Source organism: Pseudofrankia coriaricola (assembly GCF_001854805.1).
GTDB lineage: Bacteria > Actinomycetota > Actinomycetes > Frankiales > Frankiaceae > Pseudofrankia.
The window spans coordinates 1-23,623 of sequence record NZ_MBLO01000085.1 but is presented as its reverse complement, the minus strand read 5'-3'; the positions used below and the strand labels follow the sequence as shown (position 1 = coordinate 23,623).

Annotated in this window: 13 protein-coding genes; 6 read left to right on the top strand and 7 right to left on the bottom strand. The window is 67.3% G+C overall.

Features of this window, described 5'->3' with window-relative positions; genetic code table 11:
* The coding region (locus BCD48_RS53575) for a tyrosine-type recombinase/integrase (RefSeq protein ID WP_071048891.1) at window positions 1-2,021 on the bottom strand (2,021 nt) is incomplete at its 3' end.
* Window positions 2,018-3,205, bottom strand: a complete 1,188-nt coding sequence (locus BCD48_RS14480; protein ID WP_241841727.1) for a tyrosine-type recombinase/integrase — start codon at window positions 3,203-3,205, stop codon at window positions 2,018-2,020. The genes BCD48_RS14480 and BCD48_RS53575, both read right to left, overlap by 4 nt.
* A gap of 166 nt (window positions 3,206-3,371) precedes the next feature.
* On the opposite strand from BCD48_RS14480, the gene BCD48_RS14475 reads away from it, so the two are divergent.
* The 5 genes from BCD48_RS14475 to BCD48_RS50645 all read left to right on the top strand — a co-directional run bounded on the left by BCD48_RS14475 (window position 3,372) and on the right by BCD48_RS50645 (window position 11,591).
* Window positions 3,372-3,977 carry a lanthionine synthetase LanC family protein gene (locus BCD48_RS14475; RefSeq protein WP_071048889.1) on the top strand — a complete coding sequence of 202 codons (606 nt, stop codon included), beginning with the start codon at window positions 3,372-3,374 and terminating at the stop codon, window positions 3,975-3,977.
* A gap of 53 nt (window positions 3,978-4,030) precedes the next feature.
* A complete protein-coding gene (gene fxlM, locus BCD48_RS14470; RefSeq protein ID WP_071048888.1) occupies window positions 4,031-6,130 on the top strand; it encodes a methyltransferase, FxLD system in 2,100 nt (699 codons plus the stop codon).
* A gap of 2 nt (window positions 6,131-6,132) precedes the next feature.
* Window positions 6,133-7,290, top strand: a complete 1,158-nt coding sequence (locus BCD48_RS14465) for a hypothetical protein (RefSeq protein WP_071048887.1) — start codon at window positions 6,133-6,135, stop codon at window positions 7,288-7,290.
* Between the two features lie 728 nt (window positions 7,291-8,018).
* Window positions 8,019-9,104: a dsDNA nuclease domain-containing protein gene (locus BCD48_RS46245; protein ID WP_083418634.1), complete on the top strand. Its 1,086-nt coding sequence runs from the start codon at window positions 8,019-8,021 to the stop codon at window positions 9,102-9,104.
* Window positions 9,105-9,665: 561 nt separating this feature from the next.
* Complete coding sequence (locus BCD48_RS50645; RefSeq protein WP_131803989.1) at window positions 9,666-11,591, top strand: hypothetical protein; 1,926 nt, start codon at window positions 9,666-9,668, stop codon at window positions 11,589-11,591.
* Between the two features lie 565 nt (window positions 11,592-12,156).
* On the opposite strand, the gene BCD48_RS14455 is transcribed toward BCD48_RS50645, so the two are convergent.
* Window positions 12,157-12,672, bottom strand: a complete 516-nt coding sequence (locus BCD48_RS14455) for a hypothetical protein (protein WP_071048885.1) — start codon at window positions 12,670-12,672, stop codon at window positions 12,157-12,159.
* 373 nt (window positions 12,673-13,045) lie between these two features.
* On the opposite strand from BCD48_RS14455, the gene mobF reads away from it, so the two are divergent.
* Window positions 13,046-17,623, top strand: coding sequence for a MobF family relaxase (mobF, locus tag BCD48_RS14450; RefSeq protein ID WP_071048884.1), 4,578 nt, complete (start codon window positions 13,046-13,048; stop codon window positions 17,621-17,623).
* Window positions 17,624-18,024: 401 nt separating this feature from the next.
* On the opposite strand, the gene BCD48_RS56605 is transcribed toward mobF, so the two are convergent.
* The 4 genes from BCD48_RS56605 to BCD48_RS55620 form a co-directional block, all read right to left on the bottom strand.
* Window positions 18,025-18,549 (bottom strand): transposase, encoded by a 525-nt coding sequence (locus BCD48_RS56605; protein ID WP_241841728.1) that lies wholly within the window; start codon window positions 18,547-18,549, stop codon window positions 18,025-18,027.
* Window positions 18,521-19,147, bottom strand: coding sequence for a helix-turn-helix domain-containing protein (locus BCD48_RS56600; protein WP_241841726.1), 627 nt, complete (start codon window positions 19,145-19,147; stop codon window positions 18,521-18,523). Before BCD48_RS56600 ends, BCD48_RS56605 begins: the two co-directional genes overlap by 29 nt.
* A 310-nt stretch (window positions 19,148-19,457) precedes the next feature.
* A complete protein-coding gene (locus BCD48_RS55625) occupies window positions 19,458-22,430 on the bottom strand; it encodes a TIR domain-containing protein (RefSeq protein ID WP_083418633.1) in 2,973 nt (990 codons plus the stop codon).
* A gap of 413 nt (window positions 22,431-22,843) precedes the next feature.
* Window positions 22,844-23,623: ISAzo13-like element transposase-related protein (locus tag BCD48_RS55620; RefSeq protein WP_491677132.1), on the bottom strand; the 780-nt coding region annotated here is incomplete at its 5' end.

The window sequence follows — 23,623 nt, the reverse complement described above, 5'->3', positions numbered from 1 at the left end:
TCGGGCCGGACGGCCCGCCGGCCGTCGAGAAAGGACCTGTAGGACCGGATGAGATCTTCCTGGAAAACGGCGAGATATGCCTGTGTCGTGGTTATCGTCTGGTGGCCGAGCAGCCGTGCCGCTATATGGACCGGGAGCCCTCCGGTCACGGCCTCCGTGGTGAATATTCTGCGGAAGTCGTGGGCGCTGTAGTRCAGTGGCTCGCCCGCGGCGTCGAGCAGGCCGGTCCGCGCGACCGCGTCGTTGAGGAGGTGGTGGACCGTGTTGTAGCTCATCACGCTCCAGCGGTGGCCGTTGCGGCGCTGGAACAGGTGCGGAAGCGGCGGTCCGGTGATCCGCTCGTGGGGGTCCCAGCGGGCGACCAGGGGGACGGAGCCGCCGTTGAGACGGCGGAGCCTGCTGATGACACTGGCCAGGACGCTGGCGAGCTCCGGGCTGACGAGAAGGAGCCGTTCCTCGTTGCTCTTCGACGGCACGATCTGCAGGAGTGGCGCCAGTTCGCGGGTGCCGGGAAGCTGGTAGGAGGTCAACGCCAGATGTGTGATCTCCAGTAGTTCCTCCAGCCGGGTGCCTGTGTGCCGGAGGGTTTCGATGATCGCCCAGGCCCAGAACGCCTCGTCCTCGGCGCGGGTCAGGTCGGCGCTGACGCCGGTGTCGACGTTCTCGGCGACCACGGTGTCCCGGCCGCGGTAGCGGTCGCCTCCGTGGTGAGCCTTGGCGGCGAGACGCCGGTATCGCTGGCCGTCGTGGGTGAACAGCCCGCCGCCGGCGGTCGTGGTCGCCGTGTCCAGCAGCGTCCGCTGACGGTCGCGGTGGCGTTCGGCGGTCTCGACCAGGACCGGCATCTGGGGCAGACGTTCCCGGACCCGCTGGTGCATCCGTGCGGTGGCCTGGAGCCGGGCCTTGACGATCCCGCCGGTGTCGCCGCGGCGGACAGGGCTGGGGACCGCCCAGGGCACCCAGGACGGGTCTGTGTGCGCCCATTCCTGGATATCGAGGTAGAAGGCCCGCACCTGGGTCAGCAGCTCCAGCCGGCCTTGGCGCGGCCTGACGTGTCCCTGTTTCGTGCGGACCGTGCGCAGGCGTTCCTTCCACGCCTGGGCGACGTCCTCGGGCAGGTCCAGGCTGTCGATGCCAGGGTGGTGGCGTTCGATGTCGGCCCAGAACGTGCCCGCGAGCTGGCTGGCGGTTCCGCGCAGGGTGTTGTAGTCCAGGCTGGGACGCCGCTCTTCCAGGTAGCGGATCAGCACGGCCCGGACGGTGGGGCTGCGGATGCCGTAGGAGTCGACGAGATCGCTGACCGGTAGCTGGCCGCGGCGGACTGCTTCCCGCAACGACCCGCTCACGGAGATCACTCCTGCCTCGCGCAGCAGGTCCCACGCCGTGCCCAGTCCCCTGTTGGCCTTGTGGCGCAGGTTCATCCAGTCGCGGAACTCGAAGATGTCCTGGGTGGTGAGGTGCTCGAGGTCCTTGCCGGTGTGCAGGACCATCTTGACCAAGGCCGTGCGTGCCAGGGTGCGCTCCTGGGCGGTGATCGGCTCGGCTGTGTCCTGGCTGAGCCGGTCGAACAGCTCCGGGCTGATGAGGTGGGGTGCCTGCTCGAACAGAACGGCGGGCTTGGTGCGCACGAAGTAGCCGTAGCCCGGTCGCAGGACACGTGCCAGGAACAGCCAGTTCAGCCCCGCTCGCAGCTCCGTGACGCTGGAGCGGGCCGTTCGGGGGCCGTCCGCGGCGAGCTGGCGCGTCCAACCCGAGTCCTCGTCACCGCTGGCGGTGAGCCAGCGCCCCTGCCATCCCTCGCCAGGCCAGGACCCCAGCCAGGTCAGCACCCGTGCCGCGCCCCGCAGCCGCTGGCTCGGCGGCGTTCCCTCCCAGGTCAACCAGGTGGGCAGCTCCCGCAGCTGGCCAAGCACCTCCTCGATCGAGAACCGGTCAGCCGGGCCCGGCTCATGCCCCAGGCACGGGTTGCCCGGCACGGCAGCGAGGCCCGGCTGCGCCCGGGCGGCCGTGACGACCGTCATCGCAGGCTCCCCCCGAACAGCACCGCGAGGTCCCCCTCGTCGTAGCCCGCGGCGGCCGGCGGCGGAACCTGCGCCTGGGCCTCTCGGCCCGCCAGGTACTCGTGGACTCGCCGGATGACCTCGGCGTCGTCCTCCACCAGGTAGACGTCGGCGGTCGTGGACAGGTGCGCATGACCGAGGATGACCTGCACGTCGCGCATCGACAGCCGCTCGTCCCGGCTCATCCTGACCGCCGCCGTGTGCCGCAGGTCGTGCATCGACCAGTTCGTGCCCAACAGGCCGTTGACCCGACGGAACACCGCCCGCAGCGCCTCGTAGTTCAACGGCTGACGCCGCGGGCCCTCACCCCGGTCCCGCTGGCGAAGCGTCTGCCACAGCGGCTCGTCCTGACCCGGCGACTCACCGAGATCAGCCAGATAGAGACGCAGCCACACGAACGCCTCCGGGCTGGCCGGCAGCCACTGCTCGGCCTGCGTGCCCTTGCGCACGACGCGCACCAGCTGCTCGCCCCAGTCCAGGTCCACGCACCGGACACCGAGAARCTCACCGGCACGGGCCGCGCTGCTGACCGCCAGAGCCACCAGGGCCCGGTCCCGGTTGGACCGCAGCGCAGCGAACAACTCGTTCCACCGCTCATCGGGCATCGCCCTCGGCCTGCGCCGTGCGACCCTCGGGTTATAGCGGACACGCCCCTCGGGCCGAAACGGCTCCAACGGATTGTGATGCGCGTTCGCGCGCCGACCCGAACCGCGATCCAACGGCACCGGATTGACCAGCGGACCCTGACCGATCTCGATCCAGAACTCGTAGWACGCCCGCACGACCGCGTTCGAGTGCCGCACCGTCCGAGGCTTGTACTCGTCATCGAGATACGTCTTACGAGTGATCGGATTGACCGTGCCCGCCGTCGCCGCCGACCCCGTCCGCGGCGACCGCCGTGGCTTGGCCGCCTGCTTCAACCACAGCACGAGATCGCGAGCCTCCGCGGCCGTGGCCTGATCCCACTCAACACCCACAGCCCGCAGCCACCGCCACCAGCGCAGCAGACCATATGCGTAACTGCGGACGCTGCCCGAACGATTGTCCCGGGCCACGAAGTCCGTCAGGTACCGCCGGATCGGCTCGACCGGCACCCCGTCCGGATCCACGACGAGCCACGGAACCAGGCCACCGACCTGTTCCACCCGACCCCACCGGGGCACCTGAATGGACCGGACATCACGCTCTGACTCGTCGAACAACCCGACTCCACCCCTTCGACACCGAGACGGGGCAGGTCTATCGATCACCCACGAGCACACGCCATCACCAAGCCGGCGTGTCGCCTGGTAGTCCGGTCAACAGGTCGGAATGGCTCACGGCATCGCTGGCGTACTCGCCCTGCTCTCGCTCGCGATCCGCGCCGGCGTCCAGGTCGATGGCCAGCTCGACGCAGTCGCCCGCATCCTCACGTGGCTCGACCGCTGGCGCCTCGACACCGACGCCGGTCCGGTTTGGCCGTACTGGGTCAATCGAGCCCAGCTGCGTGCTGGCCGGCGCGACATCACCGACAACACGCCGCCGAGCTGGTGTTACGGCGCCGTCGGCGTCGCTCGCGCACAGCAACTCGCCGCGCTCGCGGCGGGCGACCACGCCCGCCAACGCCTCACCGAACATGCGCTGGTCCAAGCCCTCGCCGCGGTCACCCTGCGGGCCGGCGCGGCGGACGCGACCCTGTGCCACGGCTACGCCGGCTTCGCACTCGTCGCTCTCGCCGCCGCGGCCGACGCCGAACCGGGCACCGCGCGCCAACTCGACGAACTACAACCCCGCCTGCTCGACGCTCTCCGCGCAGCCCCGTCTGTTCGCGGCCCAGGCCTTCTCGAAGGACAAGCCGGCCTGGGCCTCACCGAGCTCGCCGTGCATGCCGGGGCGCCACCGGTTTCCGGCTGGCAGACCTGCCTGCTGATCGCATGACCCCGCGCGTTGGCCCATCGACCGGCAGATCCAGACAAGGACAAGGAAAAGGCATGGCCGGCACCGGCTGGCAGCAGATCCAGATCGAGTTCGCCGACCGCGTCACCGCGCAGGACGTCGCGGTGCGCGACCTGCTGCCCGTGCTCATCCAGGCAGAAGCGGCAGGCCAGCTACGCGACTGGTGGTTCGTCCGGAAGAGGCCCTGGCGCCTGCGGTTTCGCGCGCCTGAATCGTCCGTCGTGCCACTCCCGGCTCTTCTCGATGATCTGGCCGAGCGCGGCCGAATCATCAGCTGGGCCCGCGGCGTCTACGAACCGGAAGAACGCGCCTTCGGCGGGCCCGAGGCGATGGACAGGGCCCACCTGCTGTTCCACGCCGACAGCCTCGGCATTCTCAAGCAGGCAGCCCGGCACGACGCCACCGCGTTAGGACGGCGTGAGGCCGCGGCACTGCTGTGCAGCGCGATGATGCGCGCCGCCGGCCTCGACTGGTACGAGCAGGGCGACGTCTGGGGCCAGGTCGCCGACCTTCGCCCCGGCCACCGCCACGCCCTCCCCACCGGCCGCGCAGGCGAGACCGAGCGGGCGATGCGGCGCCTCATGACCGCCGATACGCGAACACTCACCCACCCCGGCGGGCCCCTCGCCACCATGAGCCTCTGGAGCGGCGCCTTCCAACAGGCCGGCAGTGACCTCGCCATGCTCGGCCGCGTCGGCGCCCTCACCCGCGGACTGCGCGCTGTCCTCACCCATCATGTGATCTTCCATGCCAACCGGGCAGGCCTGCCCGCGCCCGAGCTCGCGACTCTGGCCACGCTCGCCTCGAACCTCGTCTTCAACACCGACGACACGCGCACCACGCCCGCCGCTCGCAGCTGCCCCCGCTGCCAGCCCAGCTCCCAGGAGACCGCTATGACGACCGTCAGCGACGACCGGTCCGCCACGTCCGCGGATGACCTGCGGCACGCGCTCACCGACCGGCTCCTCGACGTCCACACGATCCGAACACCGCTGGTCGAGGCGGCGTTCCGTCGCGTTTCTCGGGAACTGTTCCTACCGGGCGTGCCGGTCGCCGAGGCCTATGCCAACACCGCCGTCTACACGAAGACCACCAGCACCGGTGTGTCGATCAGCGCCGCGTCCCAGCCGACGATGGTCGCCCAGATGCTCGAACAGCTCGCCGCCCAACCAGGCCACCGTGTTCTCGAGCTCGGCGCCGGCACGGGCTACAACGCCGCCCTCCTGGCCACAGTCGTCGGCGACACCGGCCACGTCACCACGATCGACGTCGACGAGGACCTGGTCGACGGCGCCCGCGAGCACCTCACGGCCGCCAGGATCAACAACGTCGACGTCGTGCGCGCCGACGGTGCGCTTGGCCACCCTAGCCACGCGCCCCACGACCGGATCATTGCCACCGTTGGCGCGTTCGAGATTCCAGCCGCCTGGCTGGACCAGCTCGCCGCCGACGGCCGACTCGTTGTTCCGCTACGCCTGCGCGGCACGAATTCCCGCTCGATCGCCTTCGAGCGGCGCGAGGACCGCTGGGTCAGCGTCGACAGCCAGCTCGCCGTGTTCATGCCCCTGCGCGGGATCGGCGACGACGCCCGGCGCATCGTTCCTGTCACCGCGGCCGGTGACGTCACCCTCCAGGTCCACAAGGACCAGGACGTCGACGCCGACCAGCTCGCCGGCGTCCTCGACCAGCCGGGCACGACCGAGTGGACCGGCGTGCTGTTCCCGGGCAACGTGCCGTTCGAATGGCTCGACCTGTGGCTGTGCCTGCACCTGCCCAACGCCTTGATGCGGATGAACACCGTCCCGGCCGCCGTCGAGCGCGGCTGCGTCTCGCCGATGTTCGGCTGGGGTGCGATGGCGACCACCCATGGCGCCGACCTGGCCTACTTCACGCTTCGCCCAGCCCCACCGGCCTCCGACGGCGAAAAACTCTACGAGATCGGCCTCATCGGCCACGGCCCCACTGGCGACCAACTCGCCCACCGGGTCGCCGACGAAACCCGCACCTGGGACACCAACCAGCGCGGACGCACCGCCTGCTTCGAAATCCCAGACACCCCCGAGAGCACCGATCCTGCGGCCGGCCGCTACGTCCTCGACCGCCCGCAGCGCCCGATCACCGTGATCTGGGAGTAGCCGTGGACCCCGCCGACCCGGCGCTGCGCTGGTTCCCCCTCATCGCCCGACCACGCCCACCGTGCATCGCGTTGCCGCGTCGAGTCGCTGCACTTCGGGACCTCGTCGACCAGGCTGTCCGCACCGGTGATCCCATGCCCGCCGTCACCGCCTACAACCAGGCCGCGCTCATCGCCTCCGACTGCGGCCTACCGGATCTCGCCCGTCGCTGGTGCCACGACCACGCCCGCCTCTACATCGACGCCGGACCACTGAGCCCAGCGCTCGCCCGCAACGCCCTCGAACCACTGGTCAACCTCGCCCGCCTCCGGACCAGAGCCGGAGACGGCGACGGCGCCTACCAACTCCTCGACGACCTCTACCGCACGATCACCACCGGCGAACCCACCACAATCGACGGCATCCCGGTCACCCCAGACCTGCTCACCGCCACCCCACACGAACGCCACCAACTACGCCGCTGGCTCTGGACCGTCCTACTCTCCGACGGCACCCGCGCCCTCACCAGCACCGGCCGCTGGCACGACGCCCACCGCCACCTCCAGCGCCACCACGGCATCGGCCACCGCATGCACGACGGCCGCCAAGTCGCCGTCCTCGCCCACGCCACCACCGGCGACCACCACGCCGCCCTCACTCTCCTGGACGCCACCGTCCCCGGCGAGTCCTGGGAAAACGCCGTCACCGCCTGCCTGAAGACCCTCGTGTATCGCGCCGCCGGATCCGATGCGGCCGCCTGCACCACCACCGCGATCGAACGCTTCCACGCCCTGACACCCACAGCCGCGCTGACCGTGTTCTACGTCCGCCTAGGCTTGGCCATCGTCCGGTCGGCCAACGGCCTCACCACACTGGACTCGGCCCGTCTCACCGCCCGACTCGCCGAGCTGGCTATCGCCACAGGAGACGGCTACACCGCCCGCGACCTGCTCGTCGACAACGACCCAACGGGGCTCCCCAGCGCTCAGCGTCGTGAACTCGTCGCCGTATCGGCACGCTGCGGCCTCGGTGCAGGCAGAATCTCCATCGAAACGCTGGATGGCCTGGACACAACCATCGCTGCGGCCCGTGCCGTCCTGACCGCCACGCTGACCTTCCTAACGTCCTCTCCGCAGCTCAGCTCGTCGATCGCGTCAACAAGCACGGCCGAAGTCGGCTAGAGAACCCGCACGGGGACGTCCGCGGGGGGCCTCACTCGTCCGCCGGCCTCGGCGTTCCGTCCGCTGTTTTCCATCGGCGTCCGCTGGCGCCCGGCGGCTCGGCTGTCAACTTAGCTGTCAGCTCCGATCAGTCGGTTCCCGTGAGAACCGGTCGCGCCAGCTACCTCGGCTGCAGTCACCGTCGAGGGATTTGCGATCGCCAGATACCTGTGTGTAGGCGTCCGCTGACGCGCGCCGGTCCAGGTCGCGTGCGTTCGAATCTCACGGATATCCAGCTCGTCCGTCGTTGTCCACCGGCGTGGCTGCCGCTCTAGCCACTGCCCGGGGATACCATCGTCGATGGCGCCGCCCCGGATCGCCACTCCAGACCGAGGCTCGGCCGTCTTCACGATCCACCGACGTTCGCCCGGTTGCAGTACATCTCTCCCTGTCATGTGCCGTATCGCATGAGTTCGGTCTCCTCGGCTGGCCGTGAAGACCGACGCGATGCCTGTCAGACGCGTGATCAGGCGACGACGGACTGTTGCCAGCGCTCGACGCGGACGCTGTGGCCTACCGGTAATTGCCACCGGCCTGCGCTCTTGGGAAGATCCGCTGTGGCCGGTCTGGATGACGTAAAGCCTTCTCCGAACGGGCCCATATCGGCTACAGTCTGGCCGATCACGCATCAGGTGCCGGATCGCCGGAAAGTGTGTCAGGCCCAGGCTGCGTCACTACGGGGAGGGTAAGTGGCTAACGCCCCGCCCAGCGACGGAGGTCGCAGAAGTCGACGAGGCTACGCCTATCAGGATGCTGTCACGCTGCTCGACTGCCTTGACATGCACGCCGGCGCATTCGATGAAGTCAGTTTCGAAGCTCTCGATGACATAGTCTGCGTATCTGGCGATCATGCCGTCTATCGTCAAGTCAAGACAAAAGAAGACAGCACGCGTCATAGCGTAGCCACAGTGTGCCAGCCGGAGATCAAAGACCGAGCTGATACTAGCATTCTCGGCCGACTTTTCACCGGGAAGCGCCTGACTGAGAATACGCGATTTTGCCTGCTCCTCAATGAGACGCCCTTGAGTGACCTCAATGATTTCAGGGTTGACAGGCAAGCTGGCTGGCCGCAAACAACGGAAGTCGAGTGTGCCGATCTCGCCAGGCGGCTGACCAATCTGGAGCTACCCGAAGGCGTAACGCTATCGTGGTACATTGCTCGATTTCACGTGATGGTCGAGGCCCGAACTATTGATCAAGTCGAAGCTGTTCTTATTCGAAGGCTCAATACTGCCGTCTCGGATATTCTTGGTCAGCGCCCGCTTCAGCAGGAACTGGAAGACATCCTGAGGTGCCTGGCGGATGAGGTTTCACGCGATGCTGCGGCAGTCGCAGTTCGCGCCTGGAATTCAGCTGACTTTGCGGCGAAACTGAGCGATGCCGTGGCATGGGTGACTGGCAGAAGACCCGATGGGGGAACTGATCCATTGCCAACGCTCGCCAGCAAGCTAGGGAAAGCGAGCATCCCGCCAGAAGAAGCGCAGCGCCATACCGACATGCTTCTCAGATATCGACGTCGTTACCGGTCTGCGGTGGGTGATGAACGTTTGCAGCTCGACCATCTTAATGACCACGTCTTTGCACTGTGTAGCGATATTGCCGCTCGCCGGCGGGCAGGGGAGATCGCCGAGGGAGCTGCAAGCTACGCTGCAACGATGCAGGCGGTCGGAGCGCTACAGATTCCTTCCGCTCCAAGATTTTCTTTGCTTGACAAAGTAGCTTCGCTACACGATGTCACGGCTCGCTGTCAGAACAGGTATGCCGATGGTCCGTGAACTGGGCTCAGACAACGTCCCGCCGCTGCATCGTCCCTGGGACCCGGACGATAGCATTGATTTCCATGCGGCACGTCTGCTGGTATTACTACGCCGATGCGGAGAGGGCACTCGGTATTCAATTCAAGGACGTACGAAACTCGCGAAGCTCGACTTCTTTGTTCGCTACCCGTCGTTCTTGGAAAGAGCAAGAGAGCGGCTAAGAGCGGACGGAGGTGAGCTTGATAGCTGGACCGCTGGGGGAGCGGAGGTGGAGGCGCCGATGATTCGGTATCGATATGGTCCCTGGGACCCGAGATACCGGCAGTTCCTCGCCTTCCTCGAAGCGCGAGACCTGGTGCGAGTCACCATCACTACGCCTGAGCGCGTAAGTCTGACGGCGACCGGCCGCCGTCTCGCGGAGCGCCTTGCGGACCGGCCCTCATTTCGACCAATCGTGGATCGATGCGACGCTATGGTGGGTAACCTCGCTGCGATGTCGGGCACACAGATAAAGGACCTCGTCTACGACATCTTTCCGGCAGAGGTGGGCGAGCTGCCACTACGAGCGGAGATCCGACCGTGACCACGCCTCGCCAGCTCCGGCCCGTAGAACTTGGTGCAGGCATTCGCGTACTAAAGGTGCAGATGGTGCACGGAACCGGCGAGGTCGATGACTACGACTTGAGTCGTGGCGCGATGACCGTGCTGACCGGGCCACGAAATAGCTCCAAGACGACAACCCTGAAAGTGATCGACTATTGCTTTGGAAATTCTAGCAGTCTGAGTGAAGCCTTGGGCTCAGCTATAGATGAGAAATATGTATCGTTCTCGCTCGATTTGTCGCTCAATGGTCGCAGGACGCGTATCACCAGAGACTTTACTAGCGGCCGGCGTGGTCGAATTCTAGTCGATGGAGACACCGATCTGGCGGTTCCCGAATTTTCAGATTGGCTACTGCGACGCCTCGGTTGGCCGAGGCTATCAATTCCCCTTGGGCGCAATAAGTCGACAGCCAGTCAACTGATACCATTGAGCTTTCGGAGTACGCTGCGGCACATCTACCGTAGGGAAGACTCTTGGACTGAATTTGCTTATAAGGAGCAAGAATACCTGCGACGTGCCGTTGTGAGTCTCCTGCTCGGATTTGCACCGGCACGATACGAGACAGCAGAGTACGATCTTGGTCAAGCGCAACGCCGGCTTGCCGCTACGGAGGCGGTTTACCGCGACGTCCTTGCCAGTACCGATGAGGCGGTTCGCGCCGTAGTAAACCAACTCGGTCTACCACCGATCGCGGATTCCGATGCGATACACGTAGTTCGCGCTGGGCTCCAGCAAAAGGCCGATGCCGCCTTGGCAGAGAAAGAGGCACTCACTGAGGCGGCCACCAGAGCTACTAGGGACACTGCATCGCCCAGAGCGACGCCGGGGGTCGATCCAGAACTGCCCAATAAACTAGAGCGAGCGGCTACAGACGCCGCTGTAGCCGCTGAATCTGCATCTGCCCTTCAGATCGTCGTGACAGAGCACCAGCGTTCACGGTCGTTGGTCCAGGCGGATATTTATAGGCTTCATCGACTGGTTGACGCGGTTGACGCATTCGACGAACTACCTGTCCGGATCTGCCCGGCATGCGAGCAGTCTGTCGACGCGGCACGGGCGCATGAAGCGAAATGTTATCTCTGCGACCAGGAGGTGACCGAAGATCGCCGGCGTCGGCGCGCTGAGCGCGAGCAACGCGCGCTTGCAGCAGAACTGGACGACCTCGCGTCAGCCCTTGAGCGCGCGGTCGCCGACCTTGACAGAGCTCGCGCCGCAGAGAAACGTGCAAACGACCAGCGTGTGAGTCTCGCCCGCCGCCTGCAAGATGCACGGGCAGCCCGGCTTGCCCCTTTCATCACCGGGCTTGAAGATATTGCAACTGAGATCGGGCGTATAGAACAGCAACTTGCCGCACTTCCAGCGCTTGAAACAATCTTGAACCGGCGCGTTGTGGCGGAACAGGCGATGACTGACGCTCGTGCGGAAGTCGATCGTCTATCTGCCCTCTCAGTCAATGAGACGAGGAACTCCTCTGATGCTTCTGACCGGTGCGCAAAGCTCGCCGAGCGTATGAATGATTTCCTTGTAGACTTTGAGGGGCGGGGGTGGGTAGAAGGGAAGGTGACTATCTCGGCAGACGAGCTAACCTTCTATGTCGGCACACGGCCGTGGGATCAGCAACTCGGCGCAGAAGCCAGGGTACTTTTCTTTCTTGCCTATAGCTACGGACTTCTCCACCTAGATTTCGACCTGGAAGGCCGAGCTTGTCCTCCCGGCCTTCTTATGCTCGACAATCCATATCAGCAAGGTCTAGCGTCAGATGTGGTCGTGGACGGAATAACCCGCATTGGAAGTGCTGCCGAGACCCGAGGTACTCAAGTTATTCTCACTCAGGCGCGCAGTGCGCAGGCGATCGCGGCGGCGCACGCGGAGATTGTGATGGCACACGAATACGCCACGTGATTCCACACAGGCGGATTATGTAGACGCGAAGAGATGCGTTGTCGGCGGACGCGTCCTACTTGTAGGTAGCGCTTGGACGACAGGTAAGGCCAAACCGCAGGCCCGCTCCGAGAAGCGTAAGCGGCGCAGGAATACGCTGTTTGGGTAGTAGTTACCTCGACGAACCGACTCGTTTAGGGTGATAAGTAGGCTTACGGTTGTCAGCCCTATTTGGTGTTGTGCGGTCCATTCGGTTCGAGACTGCGACGGGCCGGCGAGCGCGCGGCGTGGGCCGGACCGAGTCTTGATCTCAGAACGAGCTTTTCGGCAACGCGTGAGCCTCAGACGAGCCTCAGACATGGACGTGCGGACGCGCGGCGCAGCCCTGCCGGGATGCCGAGCACGGCGGGCATCGCCTCCTAGGCATCCACCGTGGTCTCGCCCAGGTTCGGCGTTTCGATGCCCGCGAAGACGACCAGTTCGCTGTCGTAGATCCGCCAGGCGGTGGGCCCGACGGTTGGGTCGTCGGCTGTGAGGTCGTCGACCAGATCGACCCGGACGTCTCCGTAGCGCCAGGCGCCCGTGATCAGCTCGTCGGCCTGAAGCCGGCGTAGGTCGTTGCCTGCGTGTCGCCGATGCGTTCGGTGCTGGCCCGCCGGGGGCGGTAGAGCGACGACGTGATCGTCGTGTCGTCGACGAGGTGCACAGGCCCGGTCGCGCTCGTGGCAGGCCGACCGGCCTTTAGCGGTCCTCGGATCCGGTCACGCGCGCGAATCAGCAGCCGCTGCAAGGGGAGTGGGATCGCCCATCCCAGTGCTGCTTCGAGCTGCCAGAGCTTTCGGGACCGGGTCGACCAGACGATCTGCGAGCTACGTCCGGTGGTGGCGATAGCCAGCTCGGCGGTGTAGCCCGTGGCTCGGCCGGAGTCGTCGGTCGTCGGGGCCCGGCGCCACCAGCCCGCAGGTACCTCGACATGTACCGCAGGCTCGTCCGGACTGTTGGCCTGCGGCCCGCCGGCCGGGATCTCCTTCCCGGGGGTGGACGGGGACGCCGTCCCTGCAGAGTTGGTCGGTTCCTCTGGTGTTCTCGGCTGCCGAGTCATGACGCAGACCGTCGCCCGGCCTGTCACCCTCACAGCCACCCCCGCAGTCATCGCGAATGGCATCGCCGTCCGTTCCGCCCAGCACAGCCGCGGTTGCCCACTGGACGCCACTGGCGATGCGCGCCGAGGCCGGCGCTGGGACGCGATGACTCGGCGGAGGGCTGGCGCGATGGCCGGTCTGGTCGCGATGTCGTCGGCGGTGACTGTCACGAAGGCCGCTGCGATGACCGCTGTGGGCAGGCTGCGAAGCCGTCCGACGTCATCCTGCCGATCGGGCTCGCCATCCCAGCTGTCTGGAGTGCCCTATGCCATGTCCAGCCGACTACAGACCTCGCTGCCTTGGCCGCCACGGCACGGGCATCGGAGGTCTCTTGTGATCGCCACGGCGAAGATCCTCCGTGTGCGGGGCGGGGAGCCAGCTCGGGCGGGGCAGGCCGTGGCGGCGGTCGTGGCCTATGTGCAGGGCGGTCAGCCAGAAGGAGGGGCATTGGCGGGCTACTACGGCCGAGGCCAGGCACGTGGACGGCCCCGGGGCCGGCTGGCCGCCCTCGTTGGTCTGCATGGTCAGGGGATTTCAGGCGAGGCGTTGGCGCGGCTGCTGCGCGGCCAGCACACCATCACCGGCCGTCCGCTGCTGAGCAGAGCCGAGCCGGCGGACCGTGCCTCCCGCGCGATGGCGACCGGCCACCTGGCAGGTGGCAAGGGCGGCGGGGTGGACGAGGGCACCGAGTGGCTGACCTTGGCGCAGGCTGCGGTAATCGCGGGGGTCGGCGCGTCCTATCTGCGAGGGCTCGTGAGCCGTGCCGCCCAGGCCCGCACCGCTGCCGACGCGGAGGTCCACGCTGTCGACTCCGCCATTGTTGATGGGGCATCGGTGATGGCCGACGTCGGACAGCGCTCCAGCGAGGCTACGACCTCAGCCCCATCCACTCGACCGGTACAGGCCGCCGCGGCTGCCGTGCCAGGCCGTGAGCCGCGCGAGCAACTGACCGGTGAGCGTGGGGCGGATGGCCGGTGGCGGGTGCGGCGGGACGTGTTCGAGCGGTGGAACGCCCAGCGGGTGCCGCCGGCGACGGTGCTCGGCTACGACCTTGTGTGCGCGGCGCCGAAGTCGGTGAGCCTGCTGTGGGCGTTCGGGGACGACGCGCTGCGCGCGGACATCGGCGCCGCGTTGGACGCGGCCGTGGACGCGACGATCGGCTATCTGGAGCTGCATGCCGCGTTCGGCCTGGTCGCCGGCCGCAACCAGCCATCGCTCGGCCTGGCGGTCGCCTCCTACCTGCACGACGTGTCCCGCAACACCGAGGCCCACCTCCACATCCACAACATCATCGCCAACCTCGTCACCGTCCCCGCCGACCAGAACCCGGGCGATTCAGCCCGAGACCAGGGCTGGCACGCGGTTCCGCGATGGGAGTGGCGTGCCGTCGACGGTGAGGTGCTGCTCGCGCACATCCGGACCGCGGGGTTCGTCGGTGCCGCGGTGCTGCGCCACGAGCTGTCCCGCCTGCGCGGCGTTGCCTGGGAGCCGGCCCGCAACGGGGTGGCGGAACTGGCCAGCTTCCCGCCGGAGCTGTTGGCGGCGTTCTCGACGCGACACAGCGAGGTGGAGGCGGAGTTCGCCCAGCTGGTCGCGCAGGGATTGGAGCCGTCGGGGGCGACGAAGGCCGCGGCGCAGCGCGGCTCGCGGAAGGCGAAGAAGGTGCTCGCCGACGACGCGGTCCGCACCGCGCAACTCGACCGGCTGACCGCCGCCGGCTGGACCGTCGACCAGGTCCGCCAACTCGCCACACCCACACCCGACCGGCCGGCACCGTTCGGCGAGCAGGACATTGCCGACCTGTTCGACCGGCTCGCCGGTGCCGTGGGGCTGACGGAGAAAGCGACCACGTTCGTGCGCCGCGATGTCGTGCGGACAGTCGCCGCATGGGCAGGGGACCGAGCCGACGCCGAGACGATCGAACGGCTGACGGACCGGTTCCTGGCTGACCCCCGAGTCGTCCTGCTGCACGGCACGGCTCCCGGTCAGCGCCGCCGCCATCAGCCCGAACTGCTCTACACGGTCGAGGACATGCTGCGCGCCGAGGACACGGTCTCCGCGCTCATCCGCCAGGGCCAGGTCGTCGCCGGCGCCAGCCCTCGCCAGCTCGTCGAACCCGACCGCATCGAGTCCTGGCTCGCGACCGCCAGCACGCCAACCGGCGCCCGTCCAGATAGCGCCGGCGCGAGCGCGGTCTCCGTGGTGCTGTCGGTAGAGCAGATGGAGCTGGTGCGCCGGCTACTGACCAGCGGCGACCTGGTCCGCCCCGCGATCGGCCCCGCGGGCACCGGCAAGACCGAGGCGATGCGCGCCCTGACCGGCATCCTGCACGCCGCCGGCCATGCAGTGTTCGCCACCGCCCACGGCGGCAGGCAGGCCGAGGAGCTTGCCGACCGGATCGGCATCCCGGCCCGCGTCCTCGCCAGTTGGCTCACCCTCCTCGACCACACCGACGATCCCGCGACCATCTGGCCACCGGGCTCGGTCCTAATCGTCGACGAGGCCACCCAGCTCGCCACCCGCGACGCCGAACGCCTCCTGCGCTACGCGACCCGCACCGCCACCGTCCTCATCGTCCTGGGCGACCCCGCCCAACTCGGCTCCGTCGGCGCCGGAGGCTGGTTCACCCACCTCGCCACCCACACCGCCGACATCCCGACGCTGACGACCGTGCATCGCCAGGCCGGCCCGGAGCTCGCGCCGGTCCGCGCCGCGCTCGGCGCGCTACGCGCCGACACCGCGCCGACCGTCCGCGCCGCGCTCGAACGGCTCGCCGCCGACAGCCGCATCCACCTCGCCGACAGCGCCGACACCCTCCTCGAACGCGCCGTCGCCGACTGGTACACCGAACGCCAACGGCGCGCCCGCGCCACGCACGGCGGCGCGAACGGCGCGAGTGGCGCGTCGGCACGGGCGCCGGGCGTCGAGGCACGCCCGCAACCTCTAAAGATCCACCTGATGGCCGAGCGGCACCGCGAGGTCGAGACACTCAACCGCGCCGCCCGCGCACTACTCACCACCGACGGAACACTGACCGGCCCGGCGCTACACGCCGCCGACCGCCAGTTCCAGGTCGGCGACGAGGTCATCACCCTCACCCAGGCCGGCCACACCCTCATCCCAGCAGGCAAGCCCCGGTCGGCCTACATCCGCACCGGCACCATCGGCGTCGTCACCGCCGTCCACCTCACCCCCGACCGGCCGACCGACCAGGCGTTGACCGTGTACTTCCCGAGCAAGGGCACCGTCCACATCCCCTGGGAGTACCTGACCCACCGCTTCGCCGACGGCCGCGACGGCGGCCTCACCCACGCCTACGCGATCACCGCAGCCAAAGCCCAGGGCACCACCATGGACACCGCCCGCGCCATCGTCACCGACGACGCCACCCGCGCCGGCCTCTACGTCATGCTCTCGCGCGCCCGCACCGACCTCGCCGCCTACCTCGTCCGCCGCGACGACCTCAACGAACACGACGACGACGAAACCTGGCTCCCCAACCAGCCCGACAACGACAACCCCCTCGACCAACTCGCCGACCGCCTCAGCCGCTCCCGCACCGAACGCCTCGCCACCGACCACGACTCCTGGGCCACCGACGCCCACTGCCTCCGCCGCCGGCACACCCTCGCCGAACTCACCGCGCTCCGACTCGGCCGACCGACATCGGGCCCGCGGCCGGACACGATGGCGTCCGATGCCGGCGCGGCTACTGGTGCCCAAACCGCGCCGACCATGCGGGAACGCGCCGCGCCGACGTTGCCCGGGTTCGACGCGCCGACCGCGCCGGAAACCGCGCCGACCAGGACGGACCGCGCCATCGCGCCGCGCCAGGTGGTGCTGCGGCGCGCCGAGTTGGCCGCCGAAGCCGCTCTGCGCGCCGCCGCACTGGCCGCGCCGTCAGCGGCGCTGGTCGCGCGGATCGGACCCCACCCGGCCGCTGGGCCGGACCGCGCCGTCTGGGAGGCCACCGTCGGCGCGCTCGCCGTCTACCACGCCCGCCACCACCCCGACGCCCCCAAGCACGAAGCCGGGCCGCCACCCGGCGCGAGACACGACGACCACCGACACGACCCATGGCTCCGCCACCGAGACCTGGCACATCGCATCGTCGCCACCTGGGCCGCAGGACTGCCCGACATCGAGCAGACGCGCTTCGCCAGCGTCAGCCAGTCGGTGCCGCGAAGCCGCGCCATCGCCGGGGCACACGCCCTCCTCGACACGGGACACGAACCAGGACACCTGGCCGCGACGCTCGCCCACGACACCCGCGACGACATCCGTACTGGCGCCGCCGTACTCGAGCAGCGCGTCGCCAACCTCTGCGGACTCGCCGACGTCGACCTGACTCTCTACGAGCTACCAGACCCGGCGACCGCCCAGCAGGAATGGAACGACCTCGCCCGGCTCCTGGACCAAGCCGAGATCACCCACCTGACCACCCGACCGACAGCCACCCTCGCCGCCGAACGACACTCCCTCACAGACACCCCGCCCGGAGCGGCCAGCACCACTCCTGTGCCAGCGCCGGTATCGGACGCAGCCAACGGACTGCCGTCCACGGAGAAGGCCCAGACAGCGCGGCTGCTCCGCGTTGAGGCCGCTCTCGACCGCCAGACGGCCGACGCCGTCCACCGCGCCATGGGCGAACCCGCCAACTACCTGACCGCGCTACTCGGCCCCCGCCCCACCGCCAGCCCGCAAGCCGCGACGTGGGAATCGGCCGTCAGCCAGATCGAGCGCTATCGCCACCACCACCTCGGCCTGCCATTCGGCACGTCAGCCATGCCTGGTGCCATGGAGCCGGTCAGACAGGCGCTGGGAGATCGCCCCGCCGAGCCACGGGCAGCCGAAGCCTACGACCAGGCCTGCGCCCTCCACGCGACGCCTGACGCCCAGCTCTCGCTGTAGTCCACAGCGACGGAGACAGCCCACGCATGTGCCGACTCCGCTTTGCCTGGCTCCGCCTGCCACAGCGCCTCAGCTGCGGCTTTCGACCGCCTTCGCTCGCAGGTCTGTTTGGTCATAGCCCTCGCGGATTTGCTACCACTTCCGAGTTCTTGGGCGCCTGCACGGCGGTGGCTGCGGCTTCGCGCAAGGGTTGGGCTGCGCTCGGGTGCGTTCGAGTTCGCCCATCATCTCGGCCTCCTCGGCGATGGGCCGCTCCCGGTGCTAGGTGGCGAGGCCGACTTCGGCGTCCGCGAAGATCGGGAGCGTCCCGGCGCGCACTGCGGCGAGTTCGGCGGCAAAGGCCTCTGGGTCCGCCACGGCCTCTAGTGCGTTGTCCGCGAATGCGGGTCGGTTCTTGTAGATCAGGCGGCGTTTCTGGTGTGGCCCCAGCGGTGCTGGCGCTCGGAGCGGATACGGGCGCGTTCGCGGCGCTGGGCTTCCAGCACTGCTGGGTGGCGGCGGTGGGTGTTGCGCCAGCGCAGGTAGGCGTGCAGGTCGCGGGCGAGCGCCGGGTGGTTTGGCGGATCGCTGTTACCAAGGGCGAAGCCGCGCAGCGGGCCGAAGTGGGCCTCGATCGGGTTGGCCCAGGACGCCTGGGTCGGGGTCAGGCACAGCTCGGCCTTGTGCCGCCGCGCCCAGGTGCGGATCGCGGCSGTCTTGTTYCCGGWCCAGTTGTCSAGGATGACGTAGAYCGGGGCGCCGTCCGGGCGGGCGGCGCGGATGCTTTTGAGGGCGGCCAGGGTGTGGTCGGCTCCCTTGCGYTCGCGCACGACGCCCCACAGGGTGTCGTCACCGACCGAGTAGCAGCCGTGGAAGTAGCGGATGCCGTGGGTGCGGTGGTAGGTGGCCGGCAGCCGGTCAGGGTGGCCGGCTCTGGCCCAGCACAGCCCGTGGCAGGGTCGGATTGACAGCGGTCCGAACTGGTCGAAGGCGAAAGCACCGGTCAGGGAAACGGCGGGTCACCTGTTCGATCCGGGCCAGTTTGGTCTCCGCGTCCGGGTCGGAGGTCTCTTTCCAGGTGCGGGTGCGCTGGAAGGAGATCCGGTGGGAGTGCAGCAGTTCGCCGAGGCGTTGGCGGCCCACGATGACCGGGGGTACCCCGGCCGGGGGGTGGCGCAGGTAGTCGGACAGCTTGCGCAGGCTCCAGTGGGTGAACGGCAGCCCCAGCGCCCTTGGCCGGGTGCGGGCGACCTCGAGGATGCGGGCCTCGCCGTCCGCGGTGATCCGCCGCGGACGGCCACCTGCCCACCGCGGGTCCAGGCAGTCCAGCCCGCGGTCGTTGAACGCGTGGATGACGTCCCGGACCGTGTCGGGATCGGCGGCGACCAGGGCCGCGATCGCCTCGTTGGTGTTTCCTGACGCCGACGCCAGGATCATCATCGCCCGGCGGATCCTCACCGCGTCGTGCCGACCCCGCCGCACGATCCGCAGCAGGGCTTGTCCTTCCTCATCCGTCAACCGACGGACATGCACCGGCTTCGCCATCGCAGACCCCCTCCCACGAGCAGGAGCAGACACCTGCGCATCACCGCAAACCGAGATCGCCACACCTCGCCCGGCAGACGTTCACGGACAGCGCACTAGGAACCCTCGCGGGGTGCCGGCCGCCGCCTCGAACCTTCAGTGAGCAACTCCGCGAGACGGTCGTCCGTGATCCATAACGATGCCCGCGAGGCTCGCCGGCCGATCGGTGGGTCTAGAGGAATCGGTCGGGGCCACGCTAATCGCGGCATGCCGGCTTTTCACCCGGGCGCTGTCGATCGGCCGCTACGTGGCCGAGTCCTTGGGCCAACATTCAAGAGGCCGCATCCGACGCGATGGACCCGTCTGGATTGAAGCCGAACCGCTGTAGCCGCTGAGCCTCCTCATGCCGACCAAGGCGTACAAGAAGATCAGCCAATCGGTACGCGGCGTATACATCACCAGCGTCGGTTCGAGCGCGTAGCTCGGCGAGGTCACCCCGCTGAACTAGCAGATCAGCTAGCCGACCCGCGGCGCCTTCGTGTCCCGCGTCCGCTCGAATCCGCAGCTCGTCGAGCCGGCCTCGCTGCGCCAGCAAGTCAGCTAGCAGGCTCGCGGAGTTGCTGTCATCCTCGTTAGCTCGCGCACGGACACCATCGATGACCTCGTCGAGTCCGTCCATATCTCCGCGCAGGGTCAGAAGATCCGCTATTTTGCGCGCCGCAAAGAAGTCGCCAGCGTTCATCCGCGCATGCAACTCGTCCGCATCGCCCAACCGGAAAAGGATATCGGCCAGTTTCTCGTTAGCCCAGGTACTTCCGTCCAGGTCGGCCTTTGGTCTTACTATCTCAATCGCCGCAGAGAGATTGTGTTGCTGAGTCAGAAGCTCAACCAAACCGTGTTCCGCGTAAGTGTCACCCGTTTTAGCGCGGGCACTCAGCTCGTTAACATGACCTTCGGCGGTCAAACGTTTTGCCAGCAGTCGGGCCGCTCCGTGATCGCCAGAGTCGATGTCGGCACGTAGTTCATCAAGATCGCGCATCTCGACGCTCACCTCGCCGGTATCCACCCAAGGCTGCAATATTTTTAGGGCTTCGTCGGTATCACCTCGCTGGAAGAGGAAAGAGACAAGATAGCTGGCAGCCTGATAAGCAGCAGCACCGACGCTGGCGGTGGCTCGCGCACGCAATTCGCTGAGGTCGCCCCGCTCGATCAGCAGGCCGGCGAGTTGAGCGCTGGCGAACTTATCGTCAGCATCAGCGCGAATCCGCAGTTCGTCTAAGTCGTCCCGCTCAGCCAACAGGATTGCCAGCCTGGCAGCCGCTTGCGAATCGCCAGCATCAGCTCGGACCTTCAACTCATCAAGATCGCCGCGCTGTGCCAGCAGACCGACAAGGCTGTAGGGGGCGTTCCTCTTGCCAAACCCAGGCCGAGAACTCATAAAATAAGTGTGCGGTGACCCTCTCTTGGCGGCGCTGTCAGCGTCGACCGCGCGTCTGTACAGGGGAATGGCGTAACAGTAGAGCAGCCTGCATTCGGCATTGTCCGCAATCCTCGCTGCATCGTCCGGCCCCGCACGCTCCATGAGAGTGTTCCAGAGTTCACCTGGCGGCTGCACAGCGCGGCGGTCTGCATTTGCGTGCTGATAAAGATAGTCCGCGAGCCGGTAGTGTGGCTGGTCATAGTAGGACTGCCCGGGACGGGCACGGATGCGCGTGAGTGGCCCGCGAGCACCACGGCAGTCCTCAGAGGTATATGCAAAGGCCTGGCTGAGCCAATCTTCACCCATAGAATCCCATTGCTCGTCGGCCAGATATCCGGGAGCTGCCGCGGCTAGAAGATCCTCTGGCAGCGCTTCACCATGGCCGAGGCGACGGGCGTCCATGGCCGCTTCGATCACAGCTTTTGCCGGGGCTGGGGCATTGTAATAGCGTTCCAAAAGAGCTGGGCCCCCCGCGAGGTATTGCGTTACCTGAGAGTTTGCAGCTCTGGCGCCGGCTTCGGCCAGTCTAGGATCATGCCCAGCAGCCTCCTTAAGAGCGTCGAGCGTAGGCCCGGTGAAGGCCTCCGGGACGGTTACGGAATTGAGTGTGAGTAACGCGCGCGCCTGTACGTGAAGATCGACATTACCGGCTGCCGGATACCTGGTCAGCTCGTTCCAATACTCGGGCCAGAGGGTAGCCAGGACTAGCACGGGTCCGCGATCACGGTCGCGAATTAACTCGCGCAGTCCGGCAGCGGCGTGTTCGCCGAGATTCGTTAGTAGATAATGTTGAGCTTCGTTTAGCCAAACTACAGTGTGCGGCTTGACTTGGGGGAGACCGTCGACTACCGCTTCAGAATGCCCCGGGCTAATCGGGTGCCATAGGCGCCACGGCTCCGGCAACAGTTGAATTGCCTCCCAGCATGCCCGAGTCTTGCCCGTCGAGGAACCACCAACTAGTGCGATTATCCTGCTATGCCCGCCTATGGCGTCATTGACAATTGCGCGTAAGATTTTGTCGTGATCCCTTGAGACGTATGATGGCAATGTCGGTAAGCCTGCGGTGCTCGCACCAGAATCGATCGCTGGATGAATTTCGAGAACGAGTGGATCGTCAAACCAGCCGATGGGTTGGCCGGGTATAGCTGATTGATTGCGCGTTTCTGTGAGGCTGTTGGCTGAGCGGGCGATCTCGGCGTGGTCGACGTCGAGTGCGCGGCCGCCTTGGTGATCGAGACCATCGTCATGGACCTGTCGTCTGTTAGGGGCGGCTGGTAGCGCAGGCGATTCCGACTTGTCGGTGGGAAAATCCGGTTCGCTGGTTGGTGGGCTGTGTCGACGCGCGGGGAAGTCGGGGGGCACGGTGGGCTTGGCGCGGCCGGAAAGCGCTTGGTCAACGTGCTCCAGAAGGTACCGGCTCGCATGATCAGGGTCTTGATCGAAGAGGTCGATCGAGACAATCGCGCGGAGCAACCCCGGCCGTGAGCAATTCTCGACCCGTACAGGCAGGAGCTTGCGTTCGAAGCCGCGGGGGTCGCCCGAGTGAGCGGCTTGCCATTCGCTTTCGCCGTAGATCGAAGACAGGTAGGCGGTAGAAAGCACCGCGATGGTGCGCCGCGCGCCTTGCATGCCCTCCTGCATCTGGATCTGCCAGTTCGTCCCGGCGACGAAGTCCCACGCTTGGATGAGGACACGATGGCCGGCTGCTTCCAACTGCCACGCGATCCACTCCGCCCATGGTTGATCAACTGTCGTATATGAGACGAAGAAGTCCCAACCCTCGGTTCCGCCACCTACGGCGCCCCGATCGTCCCCGCCGACCACCTGACCAGTGTGCCACCGGCGCGAGACAAGGTCAGGTCACCCAAGATCAACCAGCGTCGGAGAGTAGTGCACTTCGTCGACCTGCAGCGTGCGGCGGTTCGCGGCCGTCGCCTCGAAGCCGTGCGACCGCGCGCCTAGGGACGGGCACCCGCGATCACATCGTTGGTCAGGCCCCCGTGGTCGGCGACCCGCGCGAGGTCGTACGCGGTGTTTCCAGCGATGTTGCAGCGGTGGCGATGCCGGCATGACGCTGGAGTGAGGCGGACCCTAACTGCGGTTAGAAGCCGCATCGGCGGGCGGAGTGCGGTCGGGTCGACGTACGCCGTGCCCGTCGGCGATGCGAGTTGATGTCCCGAGCCGCGTGACAGCAGGGTGTCGGTCAAGATCGCTATGGACTATGGGCCCGCAGATTATTAACGCGCTGGTTTGATCTTTGGTGTGAGGTCGATCCCGTGGGCGGCGGCGTGGGTGGTCAGTTCGGTGAGGGTCCTGAGTGGTGTCGGGGCTGGCGGGATCGGGGGGCCGTACTGGTCGAGCAGGGTCTGGGTCCGGCGTGTGGCGGTGGCTATGGTGCCGGTCGAGACGCCGAAGAGTTCGGCGAGCGCCGGCTGGGGTGTGCCGAAGCGGCGGCGGAGCACGGTGATCAGGACCTGTTCGGCGAGGGTGAGCGCGGGTGGGTGGCCGGCGCCGGGTTTGCGGGTCGGGAGGCCGCCGCGGGCGATGAGGAGGGCGGCCTCGCGTTGGACGCGGTGGGGTGTGCCCAGGGTGGAGATCAGCTGGTCCCAGGTGGCCGTGTCGAGGCCGGTCAGCGCGGGGTGCGCCCACTCGGGGTGCGCGGGCTCGCGTGACGGCGGTGGTGGTGGGGGTGGTGGAGCGGGTGGTTCGGGGCGCAGGGTGTAGTTCCAGTCGCCGTGCCAGTCGTGGCGGTCGATCGGCAGCGAGGCCATCCGCTCGTCGCTGATTTTGATTCCGTCGGGGTATGTGCCGGCATCGAGGGTGGCGGTCACGGTCAGCCCGGTGCGGGTGGTGGTCGCGGCGATGGTGTTGACGATGACTTCGTGGCTGGTCAGCGGCCTGCCGCGCCAGTTCATCGTGATGTGCGAGAACAGTCGGTGCTCGATTTTGTTCCATTTCGAGGTTCCGGGCGGGAAGTGGCAGACGGTGATCGCGAGTCCGGTCTGCAGCGCGAACGC